Consider the following 22,386-nt stretch of genomic DNA (forward strand, 5'->3'; position numbering starts at 1 on the left):
CAGCTTTGAGCCAGATAAAGGCTCAAAGCTGCAACCAAACCGCGCGTTAAAGGCACCAAAAATTACGACTCCTATGAAGGAGGGAAGCTCAACCAATCTCGCGCCACAAGGACGCCCGGGTGCCCCATTCTGAGCCGCAGGCGAAGGGTGGGAGAGCATTCCTTCTACACCCGAAAGTCCAGCAAGATAAAAACGTTGTCATCCTGAGCGAAGCGAAGGACCTCCACCAAGTTGCGCGCGACAGAAATACCTCAAAGCAAACGACACGAATATCTTGTCAAGTGCTAAATAGCTAATAATTCGCCTAACATATCCAAAATCAGGACCTTACGGGTTCGTTAAATTGTCAGAAGATCTAGCAAAATCAGCTATCTAGGGACCCAATTACCATGGGCATGTATTCATCCAATGGTTGAAAAGAACTAATCTAAACCATTGATAATAAACGATATCTGTGTGGGTAAATAGTCTAAGTTGCTGAAAACAAAGAATCTCCGTACAAAATAGGGGAGGGGGTGGTAACCTCCCCTAGAGCAGAATGAAAGTCTTCGTCACAGGTGCCACCGGCTTCGTCGGCAGTCATGTAGCAAAAGTCCTTGCCAGCCAGGGAGCAGACCTCCGTCTCCTCGTCCGTAAAACCAGCAATCTCGCCAACTTCGCCGGAATGCCGGCGCCATCGTCGATGACCACAATCACCGGCGATCTGCTCGATCCCGAATCGCTCCGCCTTGGCATCCGCGACTGCGATTATGTCTTCCACGTCGCCGCCGACTATCGCCTCTGGGTACGCGATCCGAAGCAGATGTACGCCATCAACGTCGACGGCACCCGCGAGCTGCTCCGTATTGCCCGCGAAGAGGGAATAAAACGCGTCATTTACACCTCAAGCGTGGCTACCATGGGCTTCAAAACCGATGGGACCATCGTCGATGAGAACACGCCTGTATCCCTCTCCGATATGGTCGGCCACTACAAACGATCGAAGTTCCTTGCCGAACAGGAGGCGCTCAAAGCCGCCTACGACGGTCAGGAAGTGATGATCCTGAATCCCACCACCCCTATCGGCCCTGGAGACATCAAACCCACCCCGACAGGCCGCATCGTCGTCGACTTCCTGAACAAGAAATTCCCCGCCTACGTCGATACAGGCCTCAATCTTGTTGATGTGGAAGAGGTTGCGCGCACTCACGTAGCTGCCACTGAAAAAGGAACGCCGGGAGAGCGCTATATCCTAGGCGGCGAAAATCTTACCCTTAAGCAAATCCTCGATAAGATGTCGGCAATCACCGGATTGCCATCGCCAACCATGCAGGTGCCGAATGCCGTTGCCATGGCCTTCGCCTTCTTCGACGAAATCATCACCGGTCGTATATTAGGCAAAGAACCGCGCGCGACCGTAGAAGCGGTCCGCATGGGCAAAAAGAAAATGTTCGCCTCCTCCGCAAAAGCCGTCCGCGATCTTGAATTCCGGCTGGTCCCGGTCTACCCCGCGCTCCGCGCAGCCATCGATTGGTTCCGTGCCAACGGATACGCCCCCAAGTCATGAAAAAAATAGGCATCATCGCAGCCCTCGCGGGAGAATTGAAGCCCCTGGTCAAAGGCTGGCAGCAGCGGGAAAAGTTTTATTTCGGCCGTATCGGCGAAACCGACTGCATCGCTATCGCCGGCGGCATCGGAGCCGAAGCCGCAAGCCGTGCCTGCGAGCAAGTATTGGCCGAAGGCGGAATCGAAGCACTGGTCTCCTACGGCTGGGCCGGATCGCTTTCCTGCGGAATCAAACCCCCGTCGGCCGTCGCCATCTACGACATCATCGACAGTCGCACCGGCGACCGCTTCGTCACCGAGCTTCCCTCAGGCCACCGCCTGGTCACGCTGGACCATGTTGCCCGTCCCGAAGAGAAGCGCCAAATCGCGCAAGAGTATCAGGCTCCGCTGGTCGATATGGAAGCAGCCGCCGTAGCCCGTGTCGCTGCAGCGCGAAATATTGCCTTCTATTGTTTCAAAGGGGTCTCAGACGGAGCCAACGATAAGTTGCCGGATTTCAACCCTTTTCTGGGCAAAGATGGCCAGTTGAAGATGTCCGCATTCATCGGCTACGCTTTGCTGCATCCCAGCTATTGGTCCGCGCTGAAGCAGCTAGGTAAACAAAGCCAGTCAGCAGCCCTCAACCTGGAGACCATAATCACCCAATCTCTGGGTAAGACGCTGTAATCTAGTAGTAACAGTCTATGGCGACAGCAACCAGCAATGCGCCCGCTCCGGCCGGCGAAAGAATACCAGCCACGATGCAGGCAGCCGTATATCGCGCCGTCAACGATGTTCGTGTCGAAACTGTCCCGGTCCCTGAAATCGGACCAGGTGAAGTTCTTATCCGCGTCCATTCCTGCGGCATCTGTGGAACGGATCTAAAAAAAATTCACACCGGCTCACACTCGGCCCCGCGCATCTTCGGCCACGAGACGGCTGGCACTATCGTCAAAATCGGGGACGGCGTAGATAACTTCGCGGTCGGCGACCGCGTCATGGTCTTCCACCACATCCCATGCGGCAAATGCTACTACTGCCGCAAGAAGACCTTTGCTCAGTGCGAAACCTACAAAAAAGTCGGCTGCACCGCCGGATTTGAGCCTTCCGGCGGCGGTTTTGCTGAATATGTTCGCGTCATGGACTGGATTGTCAGCACCGGCGGCGTGGTCCGTATCCCCGACGGCGTGCCTTTTGAACAGGCGGCATTCGTCGAGCCGGTCAATACCTGCCTCAAGGCCATCAAGAATCTCGATCTCGCGCCGGATGAAACCGTACTGGTCATTGGCCAGGGTTCGATCGGCATCCTGCTGGCGGCGCTGGCAGCGCGCACGGGAGCAAAAGTGCTCACCTCGGATCTGTACACCGAGCGGCACGCCATTGCTGCTGGTTTCGGTCTGACGCACCCCATTGATGCGGGAAACGAGAGTGTCGTCGAAGTCGCGAAACGTGAGTCGGAAGGACGAGGCGCAGACGCCGTGATCCTGGCCGTCGGCGGCAACGCTCTTATCCGTACCGCGATGGACGCAGCCAGACCTGGTGGCCGGGTGCTACTCTTCGCGCAGACCCAGCACGGCGAAGCCTTCATAGATCCGGCAGCCGTATGCATGGACGAAAAGACGCTCATGGGCTCTTACAGTGCCTCGGTCGAGATTCAGGATGAGGGTGCGAGTCTGGTTTTCAACGGCTATAAGACCGGATTTGACCTGACGCAGCTGATTTCCCACCGATTCCCGCTGGAACAGGCGGTGGAAGCGATTGAAGTCGCGTCCAACCCCACAGCGGCTTCAATGAAGATCTTTATTCAGCCTGATCTGAGAAAATAGAAAGTTATGGCAAACCAAATGACGGCGGCAGTGCTGTACGGGAAAGAAGACCTGCGAATTGAGCAGGTTCCGGTGCCGTCCGCCGGACCAGGTGAAATTGTTGTAAGCGTCGCCGCAGCGCTAACCTGTGGCACCGATCTAAAGGTCTACCGTCGCGGCTATCACGCGATCATGCTGAAGCCGCCTATTCTCTTTGGGCATGAACTGGCTGGCATCGTGGTCGAAGTCGGTGCAGGCGTCACAAAGTTCCGCATAGGGGATCGGGTGGTCGCGTTGAATTCCGCGCCCTGTGATGCATGCTATTACTGCAAACACAATCAGCAAAATCTCTGCGACGATCTGCTTTTTAATAACGGCGCGTACGCGGAGTACATCCGCATTCCGGCACGCATCGTTGAAAAAAACACTCTCCACGTTCCCGATCAAGTTCCGTTTGAACACGCGGCACTCACGGAACCACTCGCATGTGTGGTGCGTGGTCTTGAAGAAAGCAATGCTCAAGCTGGAGATACAGCGGTTGTCATTGGCGCAGGGCCAATCGGATTGATGTTCATTCATACCGCGCAACTGGCAGGCATGCGAGTGATCGCCGTGGTGAAGCGCGACGAGCAGGTTGAGGCCGCAAAAATCTTCGGCGCAGAAGAGGTAATACAGACGACCGTGGTCGACGATGTCACCGCCGCCGTTCGCAATCTCACACCCAACCAGCGTGGTGTAGATATCGCGATTGAAGCGGTTGCAACACCTGCAACATGGCAACAGGCGGTTGACATGGTGCGAAAGGGCGGCACCGTCAACTTCTTCGGAGGCTGCGCCGCAGGCACGAAAGTCGAGCTGGATACAAACCGGCTTCATTACAACGACATCACATTAAAGGCGAGTTTTCATCACACGCCGGCGACTGCTCGCAAGGCATTCGAGCTGATTACACGCGGCCGGTTCAACTGCCGCGAATACATCACAGGCCGGGCACCGCTCTCGAGCGTGGATGAGGTTTTTCGAAAGCTGATGGATCGCTCGAACGACATCAAGACAGCAATCATTCCTTAAAACATGTGCGCCTCACACTTCGCATAGAGAAGTGTGGGAGATAATCCTTATGGCGCTCGTCGCCAGGGATCATCTTCAACAGAAACTCCGGGAACGAATGACTCCGAACACTGCACAGAACGAGCTGATCGAAAAAGGCTGGGCCGCGCTTCCGGCGGAATATCGCATTCCAGAGAAGCCTCCGACACTCGAAGAAGCGCGCGAATATTGCCAGCGGCTGTCCGAGACACACTACGAAAATTTTCACGTTGCGTCGTGGTTTCTTCCCAAACGCCTCCGTCCGCATTTCCACAGCATTTATGCGTATTGCCGTATTTCAGACGATCTCGGAGATGAGGTAGGGAACCGCGAGCAATCGCTGGCGCTCCTCGATCTATGGGGACAGGAACTCGACGCATGCTATCGCGGTGAAGCGCGGCATCCTGTGTTTGTAGCTCTGGCGGAAACTATTCGTGTCTGCGATATTCCCAAAGAACCGTTTGCCGATCTGCTGGTCGCTTTCCGTCAGGACCAGACCGTGACCCGCTTCGAGACAATGGATGACGTACTGAGCTATTGCAGGTATTCGGCAAATCCCGTTGGCCGCCTCGTGCTCTATGCCTGCGGCTACCGCGATGCAGCACGCTTTGCGCTTTCCGATTACACCTGCTCTGCCTTGCAATTGGCGAACTTCTGGCAGGATGTTACGGTCGATTACGAAAAGGACCGCATCTATTTTCCTTTGGCCGATATGCGCCGCTTCGGTGTTGACGAAGCGATGATTGCCAGCCGCAGTTTTACGCCACAGTTTCGAGAGCTGATGCGCTATGAAGTGGAATACGCCCGCCAGATGTTCGCCCAGGGCATGCCGCTGATTGGAATGGTGGACCGCGATCTTGCTCTCGATCTTGATCTCTTCAGTCGGGGCGGTCTTGAGATTCTGAACGCTATCGAACAACAGGATTACAACGTGCTGCGGGCAAGACCTTCTATCTCCAAAGGTAGGAAAGTAGCTCTGCTGCTTCGTGCACTGAGCGGAAAATTTCTGGGCCGGAGCGCAGCGTGAGTGTAAGTGTCGAAGAGGCGTATGCGGTCTGCCGACAGATCGCACGCCGGGAAGCTAAAAATTTCTACTATGCATTCGTCGCTCTTCCCAAGCCCAAGCGCGATGCCATCTGTGCGGTTTATGCTTTCATGCGGCACGCCGACGATTTGTCCGATGATGAGAACAAGTCGCGGCCAGAGCGTAGGACCGATCTCGATGTATGGCTCGCAGCCTGGCACGCCGCAGCGCAGGGAGGGGCAACTGAGGACCCCGTCTTTATCGCATTGCGTGACGCGCAATCGCGCTTTCACATCACAACAGATTTGCTCGATCAGTTAGTGCGGGGAACTGCGATGGATCTCCATACATCGCAAGACCGACTGAGCCCTGAAGGTGAAGACGCAGTTCCTCCGCTCAGGCTAGACACGTATGCCACGTTCGATGATTTATATCGCTACTGCTATTACGTCGCATCGGTCGTAGGCTTAGTCTGCATTCGCATCTTTGAATACAGCGATGCGCGCGCGGAAAAACTGGCGGAAGAAACCGGGATTGCTTTTCAACTAACGAATATTCTGCGCGATGTTCGCGAGGATGCGGAGCGCGACCGCATCTATCTTCCGTTAGAAGATCTGGAGCGCTACGGCGTTCCTGCAAGTGAGATTCGGGAACTGAAAGGCGGCCGCAACCTGACGCTGAATCAGCGCGAGCTTCTGGAGTTCGAAGCGAATCGTGCCGAACACTATTACAAATCCAGCGAAGAACTACTGCCGCTGATCGCAGCAGATTCCCGACCCGCACTATGGGTTCTTGTCTCGATCTATCACCGCCTGCTGCAACGCATCGAACGCAGGGACTTTGATGTCTTCAGCGAGAGAGTTTCTGTGTCCACTCTCACTAAGCTCGCGATTCTCGCGCGCGGCCTCATGCGTATGGTGGCATATCGTTTGCGAGGCAGAGGCTGATCGATGCATGGACAAGGTCGCTCTATACAATCCGTCACCGTCGTAGGCGGGGGAGTTGCCGGCCTTGCAGCTGCATCGGCGCTGGCCGATTCCGGCTATAGAGTGCGTCTCGTTGAGCGCCGGCCCTACGTAGGCGGACGCGCTTCTTCCTATGAGCACCCCGGGACGAGCGAGATCATCGACAACTGCCAGCACCTTTTATTTGGCTGCTGCACAAATCTTCTTGATCTCTACGGACGCATTGGGGCGCTGGACAAGCTACGCTGGTTCGACGAGATTACGATGATCGAACCGGGCGGACGCCAAAGCGTACTGCGTCCCTCGGCGCTGCCAGCTCCGTTGCATGCCAGTGCTGCATTTCTGGGCGCACACGCTTTCTCGCGGGCTGACAAGCTGGCGATAGCGCGCGGACTCTCATCATTCATTTCTGGAATTCCGAACGATACGGAAGAAGACTTTGCGCATTGGCTAAAGCGGCACAAGCAGACCCCGGGAGCCATCAAGCGTTTCTGGGAGCCGGTGCTCTATGCAGCGCTGAATGAAGAACTGGATAAAACGTCGGTACATTATGCCGCAAAGGTCTGCCGCGAATTATTTCTCAGCTCGCCTGAGGCCGGACGTATGGCGATTCCGTCCGTTCCATTAAGCGATCTCTATGGCCATGCTTTGCAATCACTCAAGGCGCGCGGCGCGGAGATCAACCTGAGGTCCGGCGCGTCGCAGGTCGAATGGGATGCACAGCTCGATCAGTGGATCGTTATAACGGAGAACGACCGTTTCACCAGCGATGCTGTGATTTTTGCTCTGCCATTTGAAGCAATGGCGAAGTTGTTGTCCTCGCTTCCTGATGCTCCGGGCAAGCAGGCTCTTGCCTCGCAGGTGAGCCAATTCAGCCATGCGCCCATTGCTGCGGTGCATCTCTGGTTCGATAGGGAAATCACAGAACTCGAACACGCTTCCATGCTGGATACGACGATCCAGTGGCTATTCAATAAGTCAAAGCTGCAACCTCAACGGCACGGGCAGCAGGGACAATATCTGGAACTGGTCATCAGCGTCTTACGCTCGGTCATCCCTATGCAGCGTCAGGAACTGATCGATTTGGCAATGCGGGAGCTGGCCCTCTTTTTTCCTATTGTTCACGAAGCCAGATTGCTCAAAGCCGCTGTCACGAAAGAAGTCCGTGCCACTTTCTCTATTCGCCCGCAGCTCGACAAGATTCGCCCCGCTGCACAGAGCCCGTGGCCATGCATTTTCCTCGCCGGCGACTGGACCGCTACTGGCTGGCCTGCAACCATGGAGGGCGCGGCACGCAGCGGTTATCTCGCAGCTGAAGCGCTTAGTAAAGTTGCCGGGGACGAAGAGAAATTTCTTCGACCCGATCTGCCTCCATCGGGCCTGATGCGTCTATTCAAATGATTTCCACGGCCATATAAACCTTTGCCGCGCTGAAACATCTAAGGCTTGTAGTATCTGAGGTGATGATGGCTGCGCAGCCGATTGAAAATTACGGGATCATTGGAAACATGCGTTCCGCCGCGTTGGTCAGCATGGAAGGCTCTATCGACTACTTCTGCTTCCCGAATTTTGACTCACCTACAGTATTTGCAAACCTGCTCCACGGCGATAAAGGCGGCATGTTCTGCATCCAGGCGGAACTGAGCAATCGTCGCACCAAGCAGCTGTATCTGCCCGAGACCAACATTCTTCTCACGCGCCTTCTCTCAGATTTCGGCGTAGCTGAAATCACAGATTTCATGCCGATCCTCGCCGGAAAGAAGGGAGAAATTTATGCGCATCAGATTATTCGTACTGTCAGCGTGATTAAGGGTGAGGTGGAGTTCAAGCTGCGTTGCGAGCCGCGCTTCAACTATGCGCGTAGCGGTCACTCGGCTCACTTGGAAGAGAGTCGAGTGCATTTTGAACCTGATTGCCCAACATGCCCGAAGATGGCACTGCATGCCACCGTTCCGCTGAATCTGGAAGGGGGCGATGCAATCGCGGTATTTACGCTCAAGGCAGGAGAGACGGCGACATTTACCTTTGGCGAATCTGCGCCCGAGGTCAAGATTTTAGATCCTGAGGTAATCGAAAATCACTTTAACCAGACGGCCCGTTACTGGCGAGAGTGGATTGCCCGTTCAAATTATTCAGGACGCTGGCGCGAGATGGTCAATCGTTCAGCGCTCGTGTTGAAGCTGCTCTGCAGCCAGGAATATGGCTCTCTCATCGCCGCTCCCACATTCGGAGTGCCCGAAAGAATTGGTGGCGAGCGCAACTGGGATTACCGATATACGTGGCTTCGCGATTCGGCTTTCAGCCTCTATGCCTTTATGCGTCTCGGCTTCACCGAAGAGGCGCGGGCATTTACGTTGTGGCTGCGCGATCGTCTTCACGACGATGCCGAGCATGGTCCGCTGCAGGTGATGTATCGCATCAACGGCGATCAGGAACTGGAAGAGGAGATACTGGAAAACTTCCAGGGTTATGAGAATTCTCGTCCGGTACGAATTGGAAATGCAGCTTCAGAACAGTTGCAGCTCGATATCTATGGCGAACTTATGGACGCCATATATCTCTCCAATAAGTACGGTGATGCTATTTCACACGATGATTGGGCAGGAGTTCGCCGCATTCTGGATTGGCTTAGCAAAAACTGGGATCGGCCAGATGAAGGAATCTGGGAGGTACGCGGCGGACGCCGAAAATTTCTTCACTCGCGCCTGATGTGCTGGGTCGCTTTCGACCGCGCCATTCGCATGGGGCGCAAACGTTCCCTCCCCGGACCGCTGGCGGAATGGCTGCAAATCCGCGATGCGATCACGGAAGATATCTTTACCAATTACTGGGATGACTCCCAGAAAGCATTTGTTCAGTATGAAGGGTCGAATTGCCTTGATGCTTCAGTTCTGCTTATGCCGTTGATGCGCTTCATCAGCCCTGTCGATCCTCGCTGGCTTTCCACGATGGATGCGATTGAACGGACGCTGACGGAAGATAGTCTCGTTTATCGTTACGACACTCGAGAGAATTCTGTCGATGGATTACGAGGCGATGAAGGCAGCTTCACTGCCTGCTCGTTCTGGTTTATTGAATCGCTGGCCCGCTCGCATCAGGTCGAAAAGGCGCGACTACTCTTCGATAAAATGCTCGGGTACGCGAATCATCTCGGACTCTATTCGGAGGAGCTTGGCAGCAGCGGGCAGCACCTCGGAAACTTTCCCCAGGCCTTTACCCATCTTGCGCTCATCAGCGCAGCAACATACCTAGATCGTGTTCTCAGCGGAAAAAACGGATCAACCTGGCATTAGAACCGCATTCAGCGCGCGAGCAGAGCAACGCCGAAACAAACACAAAGCGCTGCGAGCCAGCGTCGGCGATCTACGTTCTCTTTAAGAAAAACCTTACCGGCAATCGTATTTGTCACCACGGTTAAGGAAGCCGACGCAGGGGCGACAAGGCTGAGATCCGCATGGCTCAAGGCAAAGAGCAGCGAAAAAAAGCTGACAGCCATGGCCGCCACTCCGCAAAAGAATCGAGTGTTGGTGATAACGGCCTTGATAGCTCCAAGCAGTCCGGCATGCGCCTTGATGTCGTCGAGATCGCCAATCTGTCGCATGGCCGAAGCAATCATCACATCGCCGATGGTTGCCGCTGCAACGATGCATGCAATCATGGCAGCGTTTGTCAATCCGGAATGATGCAGTTCATTCATGTCAGTACACTTCCTCTACATCTCGTGCGGGAAGAGGCTTCTCATGCTCGGTATAAGAGGGGCCCTGCGTGACAAATCCAACTGCTGCGGTAATGAGAAAGATGCCCGCCCAGCGCGACAGAGAAATATCTTCATGTCGCCAAAATCGAGCAAGGAGCGCTACGACAACATTGCCTAAAGAGGTAGCAGGCAGGACAAAGGTAAGGTCCGCCCATGATAGTGCGGTGAGATAGGAGGCGAAGAAACCGATCAGCATCACTATCCCGGCAAGAACCCACGGTGTGCTGACCGCATGAAACAATGTCGTGATATGAGTCAGCGAGACGGGACCGATACTCTTCATTCCAACATCGAGGAACGTATCGCCGAGCGGCGCTGCGACTGAAACAAATGCCAGCACCAGATAGCGCCGAAATGTCATGGTGCTTCGCGTCATAGAAGAGAAAGCGGCCAGCGCATGGCTGGCCGATTGTACGGATACAACGTTACAGCTAGACCTCTGCGCTTACGGTGTTTACCGGCTCATTCGCTTTCTGCTGCTTCTTCTGTTTTACGAGCTTATTACGCTGTGACCGCAGCTTCAGGAACGATTTCGCCTCTTGATACAGGCGCGGCACGTCGCGGTTCACAATTGCCTTGCTCACTACACGCCATGCAGCCTTGGGGCGGAAGTAATATTCGTCGTAGAAGCGGTGCACCATCTCCAGGACGTACTCGGTCGGCAGGCCCGGATACTCGATATGCGCAAGTTGGTGGCCCTCGTCATCGACCATGGCGCCGTTGTTGATGATGAAGCCATTCTCCCTGGCGTAGTCGTAAAACTCTGTGCCCGGATAGGCATGGGCGATCGAAACCTGGATCGTTTCTACGTCAAGGCTCTTGGCAAAGTTGATGGTGTTGCGAATTGATTCCTTTGTCTCACCCGGAAGTCCGAGGATGAAGTCGCCGTGAATCGTCAGGCCCAGGTCGTGGCAGTCGCGCGTAAAGTCACGCGCACGCTCGACCGTTGCGCCCTTCTTGATGTTTTTCAGAATCTGCGGATCGCCCGACTCGAAGCCCACGATCAACAAACGGCAGCCGGCCTCGCGCATGGCCTTCAGCGTTTCGCGGTCAGTGGTAACGCGCGATGTGCAGGACCATGTCAGACCGAGCGGCTTCAGCTTTGCGCAAAGCTCGATCGTACGGGCCTTCTGAATGTTGAAGGTATCGTCATCGAAGAAGAATTCCTTGACGTGCGGGAAGAGCTCCTTCGCGTGCGCCATCTCGGCGGCAACGTCATCGGTCGAGCGCTTGCGCCAGGCATGACCTGAGAGCGTCTGCGGCCACAGGCAGAAAGTGCATTGCGCCGGGCAGCCGCGCGTCGAATAAAGCGAAACATAAGGATGCAACAGGAAGGGGACGTTGTACTTAGTCACGTCCATATCGCGTGCATAAATATCGGTGACCCACGGCATTGCGTCGAGATTTTCTACCTGCGGGCGATCGGGATTATGCACGACCTTGCCGTCCTTACGGTAGCTGATTCCGAGAATCTCATCGAGCGGCTTGCCGTTGGCGTACTCCACGACCGAGAAATCAAATTCGCGGCGGCAGACAAAGTCCATCACTTCGCACTCATTCAGAGCGCGATCAGGGGACGTCGTGACCGGTGGTCCTACGAAGGCGATACGGATCGAAGGATTGGCACGCTTGATGGCTTCGGCCAGTTTCTGGTCGCCCGTCCAACCTGGAGTGCTTGTAAAGAGCACGAGAAACTCGTAGCCCTTGGCAATCTCAATTGTCTCCTGCGCGGAGATGTGATGCGGCGGTGCATCGAGAAGGCGCGAGCCTTCGAGCATCCCAGCCGGGTAGGCGAGCCACACTGGGTACCAGTAGGACTCAATCTCACGCGTGGCTGGCCAGCGCGAGCTGGCGCCACCATCGAAATTCTCAAACGAGGGCGGGTTAAGAAACAGTGTTTTCAGTGGCATGGCGTATTACCTAAGTGTAACATCCGGAGCGGGTTTACTGGCTTATAGAGGTGCCATTCGGGATACCGGAAAGGTACTCCTATCGGCATATCACTATCAGTAACATGCACTTACGAAGATCATTCGAAACAAACGAAGTGTGGATTATTTCGGGCCGGATTTTGCCCAATCTTCGATGCTTCCGGTAGAACGCAGAAGGTTCAGTTCCGCGCGCAGGAGAGAATAGTTGGCATCCAGCACATCTTCATAGCGTTGACGCTCCTCAATGTGGGCCTGCTGTTCATCTTTGGGAGTCAAAGGCGTGCCGCTTTGTGAACCGCTGCCATTACTCAGCTGGGTTGCAATCACGTCAAGCTGATCCTGAGCCAGTTCAGCCTGCAGTTGGGTTACGCGCTGCTGCGCCGCCAGTTCCGTCAAACTGTTTTGCAGTTGAAAAATCTGCTCATTTGCCGCATCCCGCGTCTGGTCTGCCTGTGCGTAGGCATGCGCCGCATCCGCAGCTGATCGTTGCTCGCGCGCTTTCACTGTTGCGTCGAAAAGAGGAACCCGGATCTGAATGCCGATGCCGAAGTTGTTGTACTGGAAGCTTCGGAAATACTGATCGTAGTTATTGAATTTGGCGAACAAGCTGTAGTCACCCGCAACCGAAAGCTGCGGGCGCAACATCTGACGGGAATCGCCGAATGCCACGTACATCTTCGATTTCGCATCGGCCTGGGCTGCTTGCACGCCGGCATTCATTGTAGACAGCGAAATGTGGCTGTCCCTGGTGGGAAGAATGCTGGGCGCTGCTGGAACGCTGCTGGCGTTGGTAACAAAGCTGGATGATGGAAGTCCGGTGAGATGTGCCAGTTGCTCGCGCACCATCTCCGCATCGTTCTGTAGATGAATACGCTTCAGGTCGATACGCGCAGCAGTCAGCTTCGCTTTCGTCAGCTCCATCTGGCTTTCAACACCTGCCAGCACGCGGTCAGTTTCGATATTCACCAGCTTGTCGGTGTATTCCTTTTCCTGCGCGAGTGCGGCGAGCATCAACTCCGCCTTGTCGAGTTGAATGTAGTCGAGAGAGGCGTCAAGGATCACCTGCTGGCGGCTGTCTTTCAGACTGAACTCTGCCGCCTGCAAGGCAGCGCGTGCCGAGCGGATGTAATCAGGCTGCGAGAAAGTGAAGAGGAGAGATTGCGAGGTAACGTTAAAAACGGAAGGCTCACCGAGCGGGAAGCCATACGAATAGCCAAGACTCGATCCAAGCACGAGGTTCGGGATGTAGGCGTCCTTGGTTTCAGTCAGCCCCGCAGCTGCGCGCATCACGTCGGCTTTAGCGATTCGCACCGAGGAGCTGTTTCGCAGCGCCAGATCAACGACGGTATACAGAGAGACCTGTGCTTCAGCGCTTACAAAAGAAAGCACGGTAAAAGCGCTCAGGCAAACCCATCTGCAACGTCGTCTCTTCAAACGGACTCACCTCGTACCTGCAATTCTCGATTTTATTCGCTTTCAGATGATTTCAGTTTCCGATTCATCTGCCAGTGTTCGTTGCAGCCTGTGTACCAGCCTGGTAATCCTTGGCCAACTCAGCCGAGGCGGCAAATTGCTGCTGCGCTCCAGATGAATCTCCAAGGCGCGAAAGCAGCGTGCCCAACTGGACGTGCATCTTGAACGCAGGGGCATCTTCGGACTTATTGGGTGAAGCCAGGTACTGCTCCAGCAGTTGCCGCGCGAAAGGCAGGTCGCGGCCCGCGCGGATAAGCACCGACGCACCGTCCGCGAGCGCCACGCCCTTGTTGGCATCCAGCGAAGCACCCGTATGTACAGCCTGTATCATGTCACCCCAGCGTTCTTGTCGGCGGTAGAACGAAGCCAGTTCCATCCACGCATCCGCCGGATCTTTCGCTCCGGCAATGACTGCTTTATATTCCGTCTCGGCTCGCCCATAGTCTTTTGCGTTTTCAGCGATGCGTCCACGAATGTAATGGGCGCGGTCAGGAGCGACGGTGTCCAACTGCTGGGCTACCGCTCCGGCCTTATCGATACCGCCTCCAACAATCGCCGGCGCATCGACATAGAACTCTGCCAAATCAGAGAGCGCTGCGGCATTATGTGGGTCCAACTTTGCCGCTGTTTCAAACTCCTGCCGAATCTGCTTCGCCATCCTGAAAGCAGTAATGAAAGAGACTCGATCGGCTTTCTCGCCCAGCGCGCGGGCCAACCAAAGGTGATAGTTGCTGGTTCCCGGAGAAAGCTTTACAGCTGATTGGCAGGGAGGAATGGCGTCATTCCAGCGCTGCTCCTGCATATAAATGCGGCAGCGCAGGTTGTAAGCCTCGGCGTTTCCAGGCTGCGTGCTCAGAACCTGGTTCAAAGCCTGCAGTCCCTCGTCAGCATGTCCACGGGTCAGGGCGTTCCGCACTGAGAGGAGCTGATCCGGTGGCACGTCGGCATTTACAGCTATAGCAGCGCATGCCAGCACACAAATTACGAAAATTCGAAAAACCAAACGCATTACCGCACAATTTTCACGGCGACACCTTCGCTGACGGGCACGCCATTTGTCGTGCCCAGTGCGACCGTGTCTCCTTCTTTAAGGCCGGAGGCGATCTCTACTTGGGTAAGATTCAGAGATCCCACCGTAACCGGTGTCCGGTGCAGTGTTCCGTTCACAACCCGGTATACATATGATTTCCCTTGCTCCGTATGGAGCGCATCGCGTGGAACATTCAACGCGTTGGGCGTGTTCGAAGTAGTCACTGTCACAGTTACATTCGTATTTGGCAGCAATGTGCCATCCGCGTCATCGATAGCAATGATGACCTGGCCGACGTTGCGCGTTCCGTAGCTGATGATTGTTGCGGGCACTCGCACGACGTGGCCATGCCATTCTTTGGTTGGCATCGCATCCCAATTAATCGCGATCGGTAATCCTTCTCGTATCTTTCCGATCTGCGGCTCGTCGAAATAGGCTCGCACCTGCAGTTTTGTCAGATCCGCCATCTGCAATAGTCTGTCGCCCTGCTGGACAAATTCCGTCTTGGACACCGGCACGGAATACACGGTTCCGGCAAACGGAGCCTTCACATTTGCCTGGTTCACTATTTCCTGCGCCGCAGCATAAGCCGCCTGCGCATCTTCCAGTGAGGCCTTCACGTGAGCCATATCATTGCTGTCATAGCGCGATGACTTACGCTTTTCAAGCAGCGCCAGAGAGTTATTCGCAGCGGTCAACCGATCCTTCGCCGATGCGACCTCCGCAGCAGAAGCCGCGCCTTGCGCCTGCAGCTTCTGGAGTGCAGCCAGATCGCGTTGCGCCTGATCGCGATCCATCTCGGCTTTCGTTACATCACCGCCCAGCGATAAGCGTTCTTCCTGCGTGCCGCCCTTCAGCATGGCGTCGTATGTGCCCTGTGCGCCTTTCAGTGCGGCGAGTGCGGTGGCCAGCTTTGACCGGGCATCACTATCATCCATCTGCAGCAGCAGTTCGCCTGCAGGCACTTTGTCGCCCTCATGCACGTACAGAGCCTTTATGACGCCGGGGAATGGAGCATGTGCCTCAAAGTTCGAGGTGGGTTCCACCTTACCGTTCGTAGGCGTAGTGCTCTTCAGGCTGCTGCGCTCGACTTCAGCTGCCCGAATCGGCAGTGTCGTGCGCGTCGCCAGATGTACAAAGTAGAAGACCAGAGCAACGGCAACTCCTGTGCCGGTCCATATCCACGTTGTGCGTCGCTTTGTCGTCCGTGCTGTCGCCATCTGAACCGAGTGTCAGTATATAAGATTCAACGAGATGCGCTTAGGCATCAGGAAATCTGTATCTCTCTTGTCCTACAATAAATACATGGCACTTTCTGAACGATACACGGACGAGCACGCAAAAGCGGGGCTCGACACATCTTTTCCCGAGATTGAAACCTGGAAGAACCAGTTTCCCGGCTATGAAATTGTGATCGACGATCCGGAATTTACCTCGGTCTGTCCAAAGACCGGGCTGCCTGATTTCGGCATCATCACGCTGCGCTATATGCCGCGTGAGTTATGTCTTGAGCTTAAGTCTTACAAGGAATATCTCTTTACCTACCGCAACCTTGGCATCTTTCAGGAAAACGTCGTCAACCAGGTGCTGGAAGATGTAGTGAAGGCTTGCAAGCCCGTGTGGGCTGAGGTTAAAGGCGATTTCCGTCCACGCGGCGGCATCTCGACGACCGTTGAAGCACGTTGGCCTCGTCCGCAAAACGACTAACGTCAAGCTGATATCATGCGCTCACCGCATGCCAGCAAGAATTGTGCACTCAGGAACAAGACCATCCACAGCGCAAACCGCCGGGCTTGCGCTGTTCCTGCTTACCTGTCTCAATCTCTTCAACTTCATTGACCGCTACGTTCTGCCGGGCGTGCAGCCACTGGTGCAGAAGGAGTTCTCGGCCAACGACGCGCAGATGGGGCTGCTCACGACAGCCTTCTTCTTCACCTACATGATCGTCGCGCCGCTTACTGGTTGGCTGGGTGACAGATATCCCAGGCGGCCTTTGATCGTTGCCGGGACGCTGCTTTGGAGCGCTGCAATGCTCTTTACCGCGACGGTCCACAGCTACAACACGCTTCTGATCCGTCATGCCATTGTCGGCATTGGTGAGGCTACATTCAGCATCTATGCGCCAGCGCTCCTCGCTGATTTCTATCCGGAGATCGATCGCAATCGCATACTCAGCATCTTTTACATCACCATTCCGGTTGGTGCGGCGCTGGGCTATTTAATGGGCGGTGTGCTTGGAGAGCGTTACGGATGGCGCATGCCGTTCTTTATTGCCGCATTGCCCGGTGTACTGATTGCTGCCGCCTTCTGGTTCTTCGTGAAAGAGCCGGAGCGGGGAACTGCCGACGAGTTGAAAGCTACGCTCGATCGAACAACACTCTCGGGGCTTCGGCATAATCCCGCCTTCTGGTCAGCGACACTTGGCATGGCTGCGTGGACATTTGCCGTCGGCGGCATCTCGACCTTCCTTCCGACCTTCTTCGTTCGCTTCGGCGGATATTCCGTAGGGCGCGCGGGCTTGCTTACCGGCGCGATCACCGCCGTCGATGGACTGCTCGGCACAATCATTGGCGGATGGATTGCGCAGCGCTGGCTCCGCCGGAACCACCGGGCGCTCTACCTGCTTTCGTCAGTCAGCATGGCCTTTGCGATTCCCGCAGCAGCGTTGGTCTTCTTTGGTCCTCGTTCGTGGCTGATTCCGGGAGCGTTCATTGCCGAGTTCTTCATCTTCCTCAATACGGGTCCGTTGAATGCCGCTATCGTGAACTCGGTTGCGGCGGCGATCCGCTCAACCGCGATTGCCATCAACCTCTTCTGCATTCATGCTCTCGGTGACGCCTTTTCTCCGCGTCTCATCGGGCGTGTATCGGACGCGACCTCTTCGCTGCGCATGGGGCTCGGCATGACGCTGATTGCCCTGGCTGCTTCCGGCGTCATTCTGCTAGTGGGATCGCGCTTTGCTCCATTGCTTCCGGAAAGCCAAGACAGCACCGCGCTCCACTCAAAGACCCCATAAAACACGTGCGACGATAGAAGAGAATGTTCACCGCAGCTATCTTCCTAAGTTGGGTTATTGCGTTTCTCTGGCTATGGCGCTCAGTCGTGGCGCTGCGCAATTTGCCGAAAATGCCAAATCTGCTGCACGAACAGTTTGCGGGCGGGGAACCGGCTACACAGCCGCAGATCTCGGTCATCGTGCCTGCACGCAACGAGGAATTGGCGATTGAACAAACGCTGCGCTCGCTGCTGGCGCAGAAGGGAATTGCCATCGAAATTCTTGCAGTCGATGACCGCTCAACCGACAAGACAGGCGAGATTATGGAGCGCATTGCCGCCGAAGGACGAGCGCAGGGCAAGAGCATCGGCGTCATCCATATCGAAGACCTGCCCGCAGGCTGGATGGGCAAGACGCATGCCATGGCGCTGGCGGCGCGGCAGGCTGCGGCGCCGTGGCTTCTGTTTACCGACGGCGATATCCTCTTCCGCGAGGATTGTCTATTCCGCGCACTCCAATATGCGGAGAGCCACGCCGATCACGTTATCCTCTTTCCCTCATTGATTCTCAAGACCCTCGGCGAACGCACGATGCTTTCTGCCTTCCAGGTGCTGTCGCTGCTCTCATCGCGTCTCTGGAAAACCTCCGACCCGAAGAGCCGCGATTCATTCGGTATCGGCGCTTTCAACCTCATCCGTAACGATGTTTACCGCATTATTGGAGGCTTCGAGGGCCATCCCATGGAAATACTGGAAGACATCAAGCTCGGATACGAGGTGAAGAGGCGCGCCTTCCGACAACACGTTGTCGTGGGACGCGATTTAATTCAGGTCCACTGGGCATCGGGTGCTTTTGGCATTGTGCGCAACCTGACGAAGAACATTTTCGCCGTTTTCCGATTTCAACCTGCGGTTCTGCTTACAGCCTGCATCATGATTGCCGTCTTCTGCCTCACCCCGGTCTGCGGCATGTTCGGTCCGTGGAGTATGCGGATTGCCAGCATCATGGCCTTCGCGTCGGCCTTTGCCATTTACCGTTACTGCCAGCGCCATCTGAATGGAATTCCCGCGTGGTATGTACTACTGCTGCCGCTGGCAGCGTGCCTGATCGTCTACATGCTGCTGCGATCGATGATCGTAACCCTGGCACGTCGCGGGGTAGTCTGGCGGGGCACGTTTTATCCCCTTGCCGAACTTCGCAGGCATGCCGGACGGCTGAGGTAGCGCCGGGTACCCCTCCCCCCTCCCCATTCTTTCCGTTTCCTTTGTTTTCAATGGGTTAGCGGGGGATCATCCCCTTTTAAGCTAATGATTCTAAACTGGTTAGGTAGTTCTAGTGTTTTCAATCACTTAGCAGGGGGTCCTATAGATCAGCCTGCACAAGGAATATCCCTTTATTTCTATTGTAGCTTTTCAAGTGGAAATACCCTGTCAATGGTTGTTGTGACGATTAAATAGTTGTGTCAATGATTTACGGATGCAACGGGGTGCGAAGGTATTGACAGGCTGCTGATTCAGTTGTCAAAGCTGTGCGATCTCACCCTGCCCTTGCGTTTTGGTCAGAGTCAGGGTCAGAATGGGGCACCCAGTGCATATGCTCAATTCGAAAACGTTCTAGAAGAGGGAAGGACGGCTCGATCCTCCCAGCAGCGTAGGACTAATGGTGGCCGTGGTGTGACTGCCTTCGTTTCCACCCCAACCAAACAGCAGGTAGACGGCAGGGAGACCGCCAGCGCGGATGGTTATGCCTGCGCTGAATGAGTGGCGAAGGTGATCGATGCTGACATCGTCCCGGCGCAGGCCAATTTTTTCCTCATCGACGGAGAAGATTGCGCCGATGGGGAGTTTTCCGATGGAGTGCTCTATCGTCCCGCGAAAGAGCAGCAGGTCAGGGCCGCGAAAACGGTAGTCTGGGTAGCTCGGCAGCATGGCTGTGCCGTTGATGTCGGAGCCGCCGATGGTAGGAGAGAAATAGAAAGGGACGAAGCTGCCGCGATTGGCAAAGGACTCAGAAAAAAGGGCGCGCAATGTGATGGAGCCTTCGAGCTTATCCGTGGTGGAGATAATCGGGCAGGGCCGGGCTGCGTTCGGACGCGCGTCCGCTGCTGCAGCGCGTGGGCGCGCAATATTCTGTCCCCCGCTGCTTCCGGTGCAATCATCCGGGCCATTATGCGAAAACTGAGCGGACCGGTTGGGATAGTATGCTTTCCCGAACTTTCCCGGTAAGAGGCTATAAAGCGGTATCTCGTGGCTGAAGTCGCCATTGAAACGGCGGAAGGAATAGGTGCTGTTGCCGGGCGCGACAAACTGATGGAACTGGACCAGGTAGTTGAGGCGCAGGTGGTCTTTGAAAAGGGCAGGGCTGAGACGGAGTCCCTCGGAAGCCTGCAGGTATGCGGCTTGATGGGCCAGCCCTGGAGTGTTCGTTTCATCGAAAAACTGTCCGATAGAAGGCAGCGATGAGTCTGTGCCCGGGCGAACCGACGGGAAGCGGCCATTCAGTTCGGCCACGATGGCAATCCTGGCTGCTCCAGCCAGTGGAATAGCGGCGTCTGCTCCGGTAATGTTCTCGCTGAAACCATAGGTAGTGTGGTTCTGCGGAACAGAGTATGGACCAAGGCCATAGTAGTCGACGCGATTGAGTGAAATGCTCTGGGAATAAAAATTGAACAAGGGCGCGACACGGTATGTCATTCCGCCGGGAAGCCGGTAGGCTTTCATGTAGCCGCCTGCCCGCCACGATCCATTGCTGCTGGCCTGGGCATCGATGTCCCAATTCACTCTCCACTCGTTAGCGAAATTCTTATGTTCCACAAAAGCAAGACCTGCGGCGATGCCATTTTGCGGAGCGAGACTACCCACGGTGATATGCATGGGCTGCCCCATGACCAGAGTCTGGCCGCAATCCGTGAGGCTGCCGAAGTCGAACTTTGTGCAGGCTCCGAGCGCCTCTTTTTCTACGCGAAAATCACGGTGGAGACGGCTTTCATCCGTGCTGCTGTTTTGCGGGTAAGCCGGCGCGGCGGCCAGCAGAAGCAGTATGGAAGCAAGCGCAGTTCTCACTTCGTCACCCTGGGGGAAGACGAGGATTTCCCGGACCTCGGCGAAGATTTTTTCTTCGCGGCGGAGGACCGCTTTTTCGCCGGTAATTTTGTGCTGCCGGTATCTGCGACGGCAGCAATGGATAGACCTTCTGCGGGTCGGATTTGGGTGATGGTCTTTGGCCGGGTCTTTACCGGCACTTTGCCGGAAACCTTTCCGGATACAAGAAACTGCGTCATTGGGGCGATGTAACGCGCCGCGTCGTCTTCTGTGATGATGCGGTGCTGCGGCAGGGCCGCGCGCACTTCTGCCGGAAGCTTAGCTTCAAGGTGCTTGAAGTGCTCGATCTGTTTTTTGACGAGATCGGAGATGGGACGCTGTTTATTGAAAGCGTGTTTGGGTGGGACGGGTACTTCAATCGGTTCCATTTGTAATTCTCCGAAACCTGAATTATTTGAAACTGGGACAATCGCCGGCAGCGCGCATTTTCGGCTGATTCAGCTGACCCAGAAATGTGTTGGCCGCAATTTCCCGTGGCGATCGCGCGTCATAAGCGCCAATGAAATAATCCGTTGCTGTCGCGGGAATCGACGCGTGCTCGAATATCTCATTGATAACTGTGCCGGGAGCAACCCATGGCGAAATCAGGATGGCAGGCACCCGCACCCCGAGCCGGTCGAAGTGGAATGGGTCGGGCGTGCCGGTTGCATTGGGTTGAGCGACGAAGCCGTCTGGGGTGCAGGCTGGAGGAGGCACATGGTCGAAGATGCCGCCATGCTCGTCATAGACAAGCAAAATCGCCGTGTTGGGCCAGAGATTCGGATTACTATGAATCCGGTTATAAACCGTGGCGATGAACTGCTCACCGGCGCGAACATCGTGATCCGGATGCTGGTCGCATGCAATCAATTCGCCAGAGCCATCAGGTGCGTCGTGGTCTGTGTAATTCGGCTCGATGAAGCTGTACTGCGGAAGCTTATTGCGATCGCAGGCGTCGAGGAAATCCTGAAAGGTGCCGAAGAGAGATGGCTGGTTCTGCAAGAGATTGACGACTTCGAGAGAAGAGCTGGCTTCGTCGTAGTAGTAGAGGCGCGTAGTGTTTCCGGCGGCGACGAGCCGCTCGTAAATGCTTTTGTACTGCTTGTTCCAGTAGAAAACATCCATGCTCACCTGACCGAACGACGTTCCGTAATGAGCAAAGGCCCGGTTGCAGAGCGTAGGACCGGGAATAGAAGAAAACCAGCGGTTGAAGACGGCAAACTGCGTGGCCAGGGTTGTGAGTACGGGAAGTTTATCCGGCGTGAAGTAATTGAGAATCAGATGGGAATGATTGAGATTGTGCTGCTGATTGAAGTAGCTCTTCGCGAATCCCTGCATGGTTGGCTGCCGGTTGGGATCCTGCGCCGTGGTGACGCCGCCGAATATCTGCAGGTCTACAGCCGGGAAATGATGGTCGGGATCAGGGTCGAGCTGGCTCTGATATTCAGCCGTTGGCGATACGGTTACAGGCACGCCAGTCGAGTCAGGGTTGGTTTCGTGTCCGGTTAAGCCATCGATGGCGGGGTTGGTAGCATGGAGCGCTCCGAGCATATGGTCGAAGGAGCGATTCTCCATCATGAGAACCACAATATGTTGCAGCGCCTGAATTCCCGGCAGGGTCCTATCCAGCATCATGTGCTCCTGTGAGCCATATCTTTCGGCCAGCTGAGGAATTTGCCGGATGGATTAGGCGGTCGGTAAACGCAATTTAAA

General features: G+C 55.4%; 20 protein-coding genes. 11 read left to right on the top strand and 9 right to left on the bottom strand.

The window, feature by feature from the left end:
- Positions 1–538: 538 nt before the first annotated feature.
- From hpnA to GSQ86_RS20685, 8 genes are all read left to right on the top strand, one after another.
- Positions 539–1,546 carry a hopanoid-associated sugar epimerase gene (gene hpnA, locus GSQ86_RS20650; protein ID WP_158752055.1) on the top strand — a complete coding sequence of 336 codons (1,008 nt, stop codon included), beginning with the start codon at positions 539–541 and terminating at the stop codon, positions 1,544–1,546.
- Positions 1,543–2,211 carry a hypothetical protein gene (locus GSQ86_RS20655; protein ID WP_158752056.1) on the top strand — a complete coding sequence of 223 codons (669 nt, stop codon included), beginning with the start codon at positions 1,543–1,545 and terminating at the stop codon, positions 2,209–2,211. The genes hpnA and GSQ86_RS20655 overlap by 4 nt, the downstream gene beginning before the upstream one ends.
- Before the next feature lie 17 nt (positions 2,212–2,228).
- The gene (locus GSQ86_RS20660; RefSeq protein ID WP_158752057.1) at positions 2,229–3,350 is read left to right on the top strand and encodes a zinc-dependent dehydrogenase; all 1,122 of its coding nucleotides are present in this window, start codon (positions 2,229–2,231) and stop codon (positions 3,348–3,350) included.
- Between the two features lie 6 nt (positions 3,351–3,356).
- Entirely contained in the window at positions 3,357–4,400 is a 1,044-nt protein-coding gene (locus tag GSQ86_RS20665) for a zinc-binding dehydrogenase (RefSeq protein WP_174239998.1), read from the top strand.
- A gap of 97 nt (positions 4,401–4,497) precedes the next feature.
- Positions 4,498–5,445 (top strand): squalene synthase HpnC, encoded by a 948-nt coding sequence (gene hpnC / locus GSQ86_RS20670; RefSeq protein WP_158752058.1) that lies wholly within the window; start codon positions 4,498–4,500, stop codon positions 5,443–5,445.
- The gene (locus tag GSQ86_RS20675; protein WP_158752059.1) at positions 5,442–6,389 is read left to right on the top strand and encodes a phytoene/squalene synthase family protein; all 948 of its coding nucleotides are present in this window, start codon (positions 5,442–5,444) and stop codon (positions 6,387–6,389) included. Before hpnC ends, GSQ86_RS20675 begins: the two co-directional genes overlap by 4 nt.
- 3 nt (positions 6,390–6,392) lie before the next feature.
- A complete protein-coding gene (hpnE, locus tag GSQ86_RS20680; RefSeq protein ID WP_158752060.1) occupies positions 6,393–7,808 on the top strand; it encodes a hydroxysqualene dehydroxylase HpnE in 1,416 nt (471 codons plus the stop codon).
- Between the two features lie 62 nt (positions 7,809–7,870).
- Positions 7,871–9,700, top strand: a complete 1,830-nt coding sequence (locus GSQ86_RS20685; RefSeq protein ID WP_254062520.1) for a glycoside hydrolase family 15 protein — start codon at positions 7,871–7,873, stop codon at positions 9,698–9,700.
- A gap of 8 nt (positions 9,701–9,708) precedes the next feature.
- Here GSQ86_RS20685 and GSQ86_RS20690 read toward each other — a convergent pair whose 3' ends face one another.
- The 6 genes from GSQ86_RS20690 to GSQ86_RS20715 all read right to left on the bottom strand — a co-directional run bounded on the left by GSQ86_RS20690 (position 9,709) and on the right by GSQ86_RS20715 (position 15,818).
- Positions 9,709–10,104 (bottom strand): EamA family transporter, encoded by a 396-nt coding sequence (locus GSQ86_RS20690; RefSeq protein WP_158752061.1) that lies wholly within the window; start codon positions 10,102–10,104, stop codon positions 9,709–9,711.
- A 1-nt stretch (position 10,105) separates the two neighbouring features.
- Entirely contained in the window at positions 10,106–10,525 is a 420-nt protein-coding gene (locus GSQ86_RS20695; protein WP_158752062.1) for an EamA family transporter, read from the bottom strand.
- A 70-nt stretch (positions 10,526–10,595) separates the two neighbouring features.
- On the bottom strand, positions 10,596–12,074 hold the full coding sequence (gene hpnJ / locus GSQ86_RS20700; protein WP_158752063.1) for a hopanoid biosynthesis associated radical SAM protein HpnJ: 1,479 nt from the start codon (positions 12,072–12,074) through the stop codon (positions 10,596–10,598).
- A 144-nt stretch (positions 12,075–12,218) separates the two neighbouring features.
- Positions 12,219–13,484 (bottom strand): TolC family protein, encoded by a 1,266-nt coding sequence (locus tag GSQ86_RS20705; protein ID WP_158752064.1) that lies wholly within the window; start codon positions 13,482–13,484, stop codon positions 12,219–12,221.
- Between the two features lie 109 nt (positions 13,485–13,593).
- Positions 13,594–14,577 carry a lipopolysaccharide assembly protein LapB gene (locus GSQ86_RS20710; protein WP_158752065.1) on the bottom strand — a complete coding sequence of 328 codons (984 nt, stop codon included), beginning with the start codon at positions 14,575–14,577 and terminating at the stop codon, positions 13,594–13,596.
- Entirely contained in the window at positions 14,577–15,818 is a 1,242-nt protein-coding gene (locus tag GSQ86_RS20715) for an efflux RND transporter periplasmic adaptor subunit (RefSeq protein ID WP_158752066.1), read from the bottom strand. Before GSQ86_RS20715 ends, GSQ86_RS20710 begins: the two co-directional genes overlap by 1 nt.
- Before the next feature lie 85 nt (positions 15,819–15,903).
- Between GSQ86_RS20715 and queF the strand changes: the two genes are divergently transcribed.
- From queF to GSQ86_RS20730, 3 genes are read left to right on the top strand one after another with little or no spacing between them, the layout of a single operon-like run.
- Entirely contained in the window at positions 15,904–16,305 is a 402-nt protein-coding gene (gene queF / locus GSQ86_RS20720) for a preQ(1) synthase (protein ID WP_158752067.1), read from the top strand.
- Between the two features lie 28 nt (positions 16,306–16,333).
- A complete protein-coding gene (locus GSQ86_RS20725; protein WP_158752068.1) occupies positions 16,334–17,614 on the top strand; it encodes an MFS transporter in 1,281 nt (426 codons plus the stop codon).
- Positions 17,615–17,637: 23 nt separating this feature from the next.
- On the top strand, positions 17,638–18,816 hold the full coding sequence (locus tag GSQ86_RS20730) for a glycosyltransferase family 2 protein (protein ID WP_158752069.1): 1,179 nt from the start codon (positions 17,638–17,640) through the stop codon (positions 18,814–18,816).
- 390 nt (positions 18,817–19,206) lie between these two features.
- Here GSQ86_RS20730 and GSQ86_RS20735 read toward each other — a convergent pair whose 3' ends face one another.
- The 3 genes from GSQ86_RS20735 to GSQ86_RS20745 are packed head-to-tail and all read right to left on the bottom strand — an operon-like array spanning position 19,207 to position 22,308.
- Positions 19,207–20,655 carry a hypothetical protein gene (locus tag GSQ86_RS20735; protein ID WP_158752070.1) on the bottom strand — a complete coding sequence of 483 codons (1,449 nt, stop codon included), beginning with the start codon at positions 20,653–20,655 and terminating at the stop codon, positions 19,207–19,209.
- Complete coding sequence (locus GSQ86_RS20740) at positions 20,652–21,062, bottom strand: hypothetical protein (RefSeq protein ID WP_158752071.1); 411 nt, start codon at positions 21,060–21,062, stop codon at positions 20,652–20,654. Before GSQ86_RS20740 ends, GSQ86_RS20735 begins: the two co-directional genes overlap by 4 nt.
- Positions 21,063–21,084: 22 nt before the next feature.
- The gene (locus tag GSQ86_RS20745) at positions 21,085–22,308 is read right to left on the bottom strand and encodes an alkaline phosphatase family protein (protein ID WP_158752072.1); all 1,224 of its coding nucleotides are present in this window, start codon (positions 22,306–22,308) and stop codon (positions 21,085–21,087) included.
- Positions 22,309–22,386 lie beyond the last annotated feature (78 nt).

This window comes from Acidobacterium sp. S8 (genome assembly GCF_009765985.1).
In the GTDB taxonomy this organism is placed as follows: domain Bacteria; phylum Acidobacteriota; class Terriglobia; order Terriglobales; family Acidobacteriaceae; genus Alloacidobacterium.

Excerpts from the sequence above, each read along its gene's own strand:
- hpnA (WP_158752055.1), top strand. The coding sequence starts at position 539 with ATGAAAGTCTTCGTCACAGGTGCCACCGGCTTCGTCGGCAGTCATGTA.
- GSQ86_RS20655 (WP_158752056.1), top strand. The coding sequence starts at position 1,543 with ATGAAAAAAATAGGCATCATCGCAGCCCTCGCGGGAGAATTGAAGCCC.
- GSQ86_RS20660 (WP_158752057.1), top strand. The coding sequence starts at position 2,229 with ATGGCGACAGCAACCAGCAATGCGCCCGCTCCGGCCGGCGAAAGAATA.
- GSQ86_RS20665 (WP_174239998.1), top strand. The coding sequence starts at position 3,357 with ATGGCAAACCAAATGACGGCGGCAGTGCTGTACGGGAAAGAAGACCTG.
- hpnC (WP_158752058.1), top strand. The coding sequence starts at position 4,498 with ATGACTCCGAACACTGCACAGAACGAGCTGATCGAAAAAGGCTGGGCC.
- hpnE (WP_158752060.1), top strand. The coding sequence starts at position 6,393 with ATGCATGGACAAGGTCGCTCTATACAATCCGTCACCGTCGTAGGCGGG.
- GSQ86_RS20685 (WP_254062520.1), top strand. The coding sequence starts at position 7,871 with ATGATGGCTGCGCAGCCGATTGAAAATTACGGGATCATTGGAAACATG.
- GSQ86_RS20690 (WP_158752061.1), bottom strand. The coding sequence starts at position 10,104 with ATGAATGAACTGCATCATTCCGGATTGACAAACGCTGCCATGATTGCA.
- GSQ86_RS20695 (WP_158752062.1), bottom strand. The coding sequence starts at position 10,525 with ATGACATTTCGGCGCTATCTGGTGCTGGCATTTGTTTCAGTCGCAGCG.
- hpnJ (WP_158752063.1), bottom strand. The coding sequence starts at position 12,074 with ATGCCACTGAAAACACTGTTTCTTAACCCGCCCTCGTTTGAGAATTTC.
- GSQ86_RS20710 (WP_158752065.1), bottom strand. The coding sequence starts at position 14,577 with ATGCGTTTGGTTTTTCGAATTTTCGTAATTTGTGTGCTGGCATGCGCT.
- GSQ86_RS20715 (WP_158752066.1), bottom strand. The coding sequence starts at position 15,818 with ATGGCGACAGCACGGACGACAAAGCGACGCACAACGTGGATATGGACC.
- queF (WP_158752067.1), top strand. The coding sequence starts at position 15,904 with ATGGCACTTTCTGAACGATACACGGACGAGCACGCAAAAGCGGGGCTC.
- GSQ86_RS20725 (WP_158752068.1), top strand. The coding sequence starts at position 16,334 with ATGCCAGCAAGAATTGTGCACTCAGGAACAAGACCATCCACAGCGCAA.
- GSQ86_RS20730 (WP_158752069.1), top strand. The coding sequence starts at position 17,638 with ATGTTCACCGCAGCTATCTTCCTAAGTTGGGTTATTGCGTTTCTCTGG.
- GSQ86_RS20740 (WP_158752071.1), bottom strand. The coding sequence starts at position 21,062 with ATGGAACCGATTGAAGTACCCGTCCCACCCAAACACGCTTTCAATAAA.
- GSQ86_RS20745 (WP_158752072.1), bottom strand. The coding sequence starts at position 22,308 with ATGATGCTGGATAGGACCCTGCCGGGAATTCAGGCGCTGCAACATATT.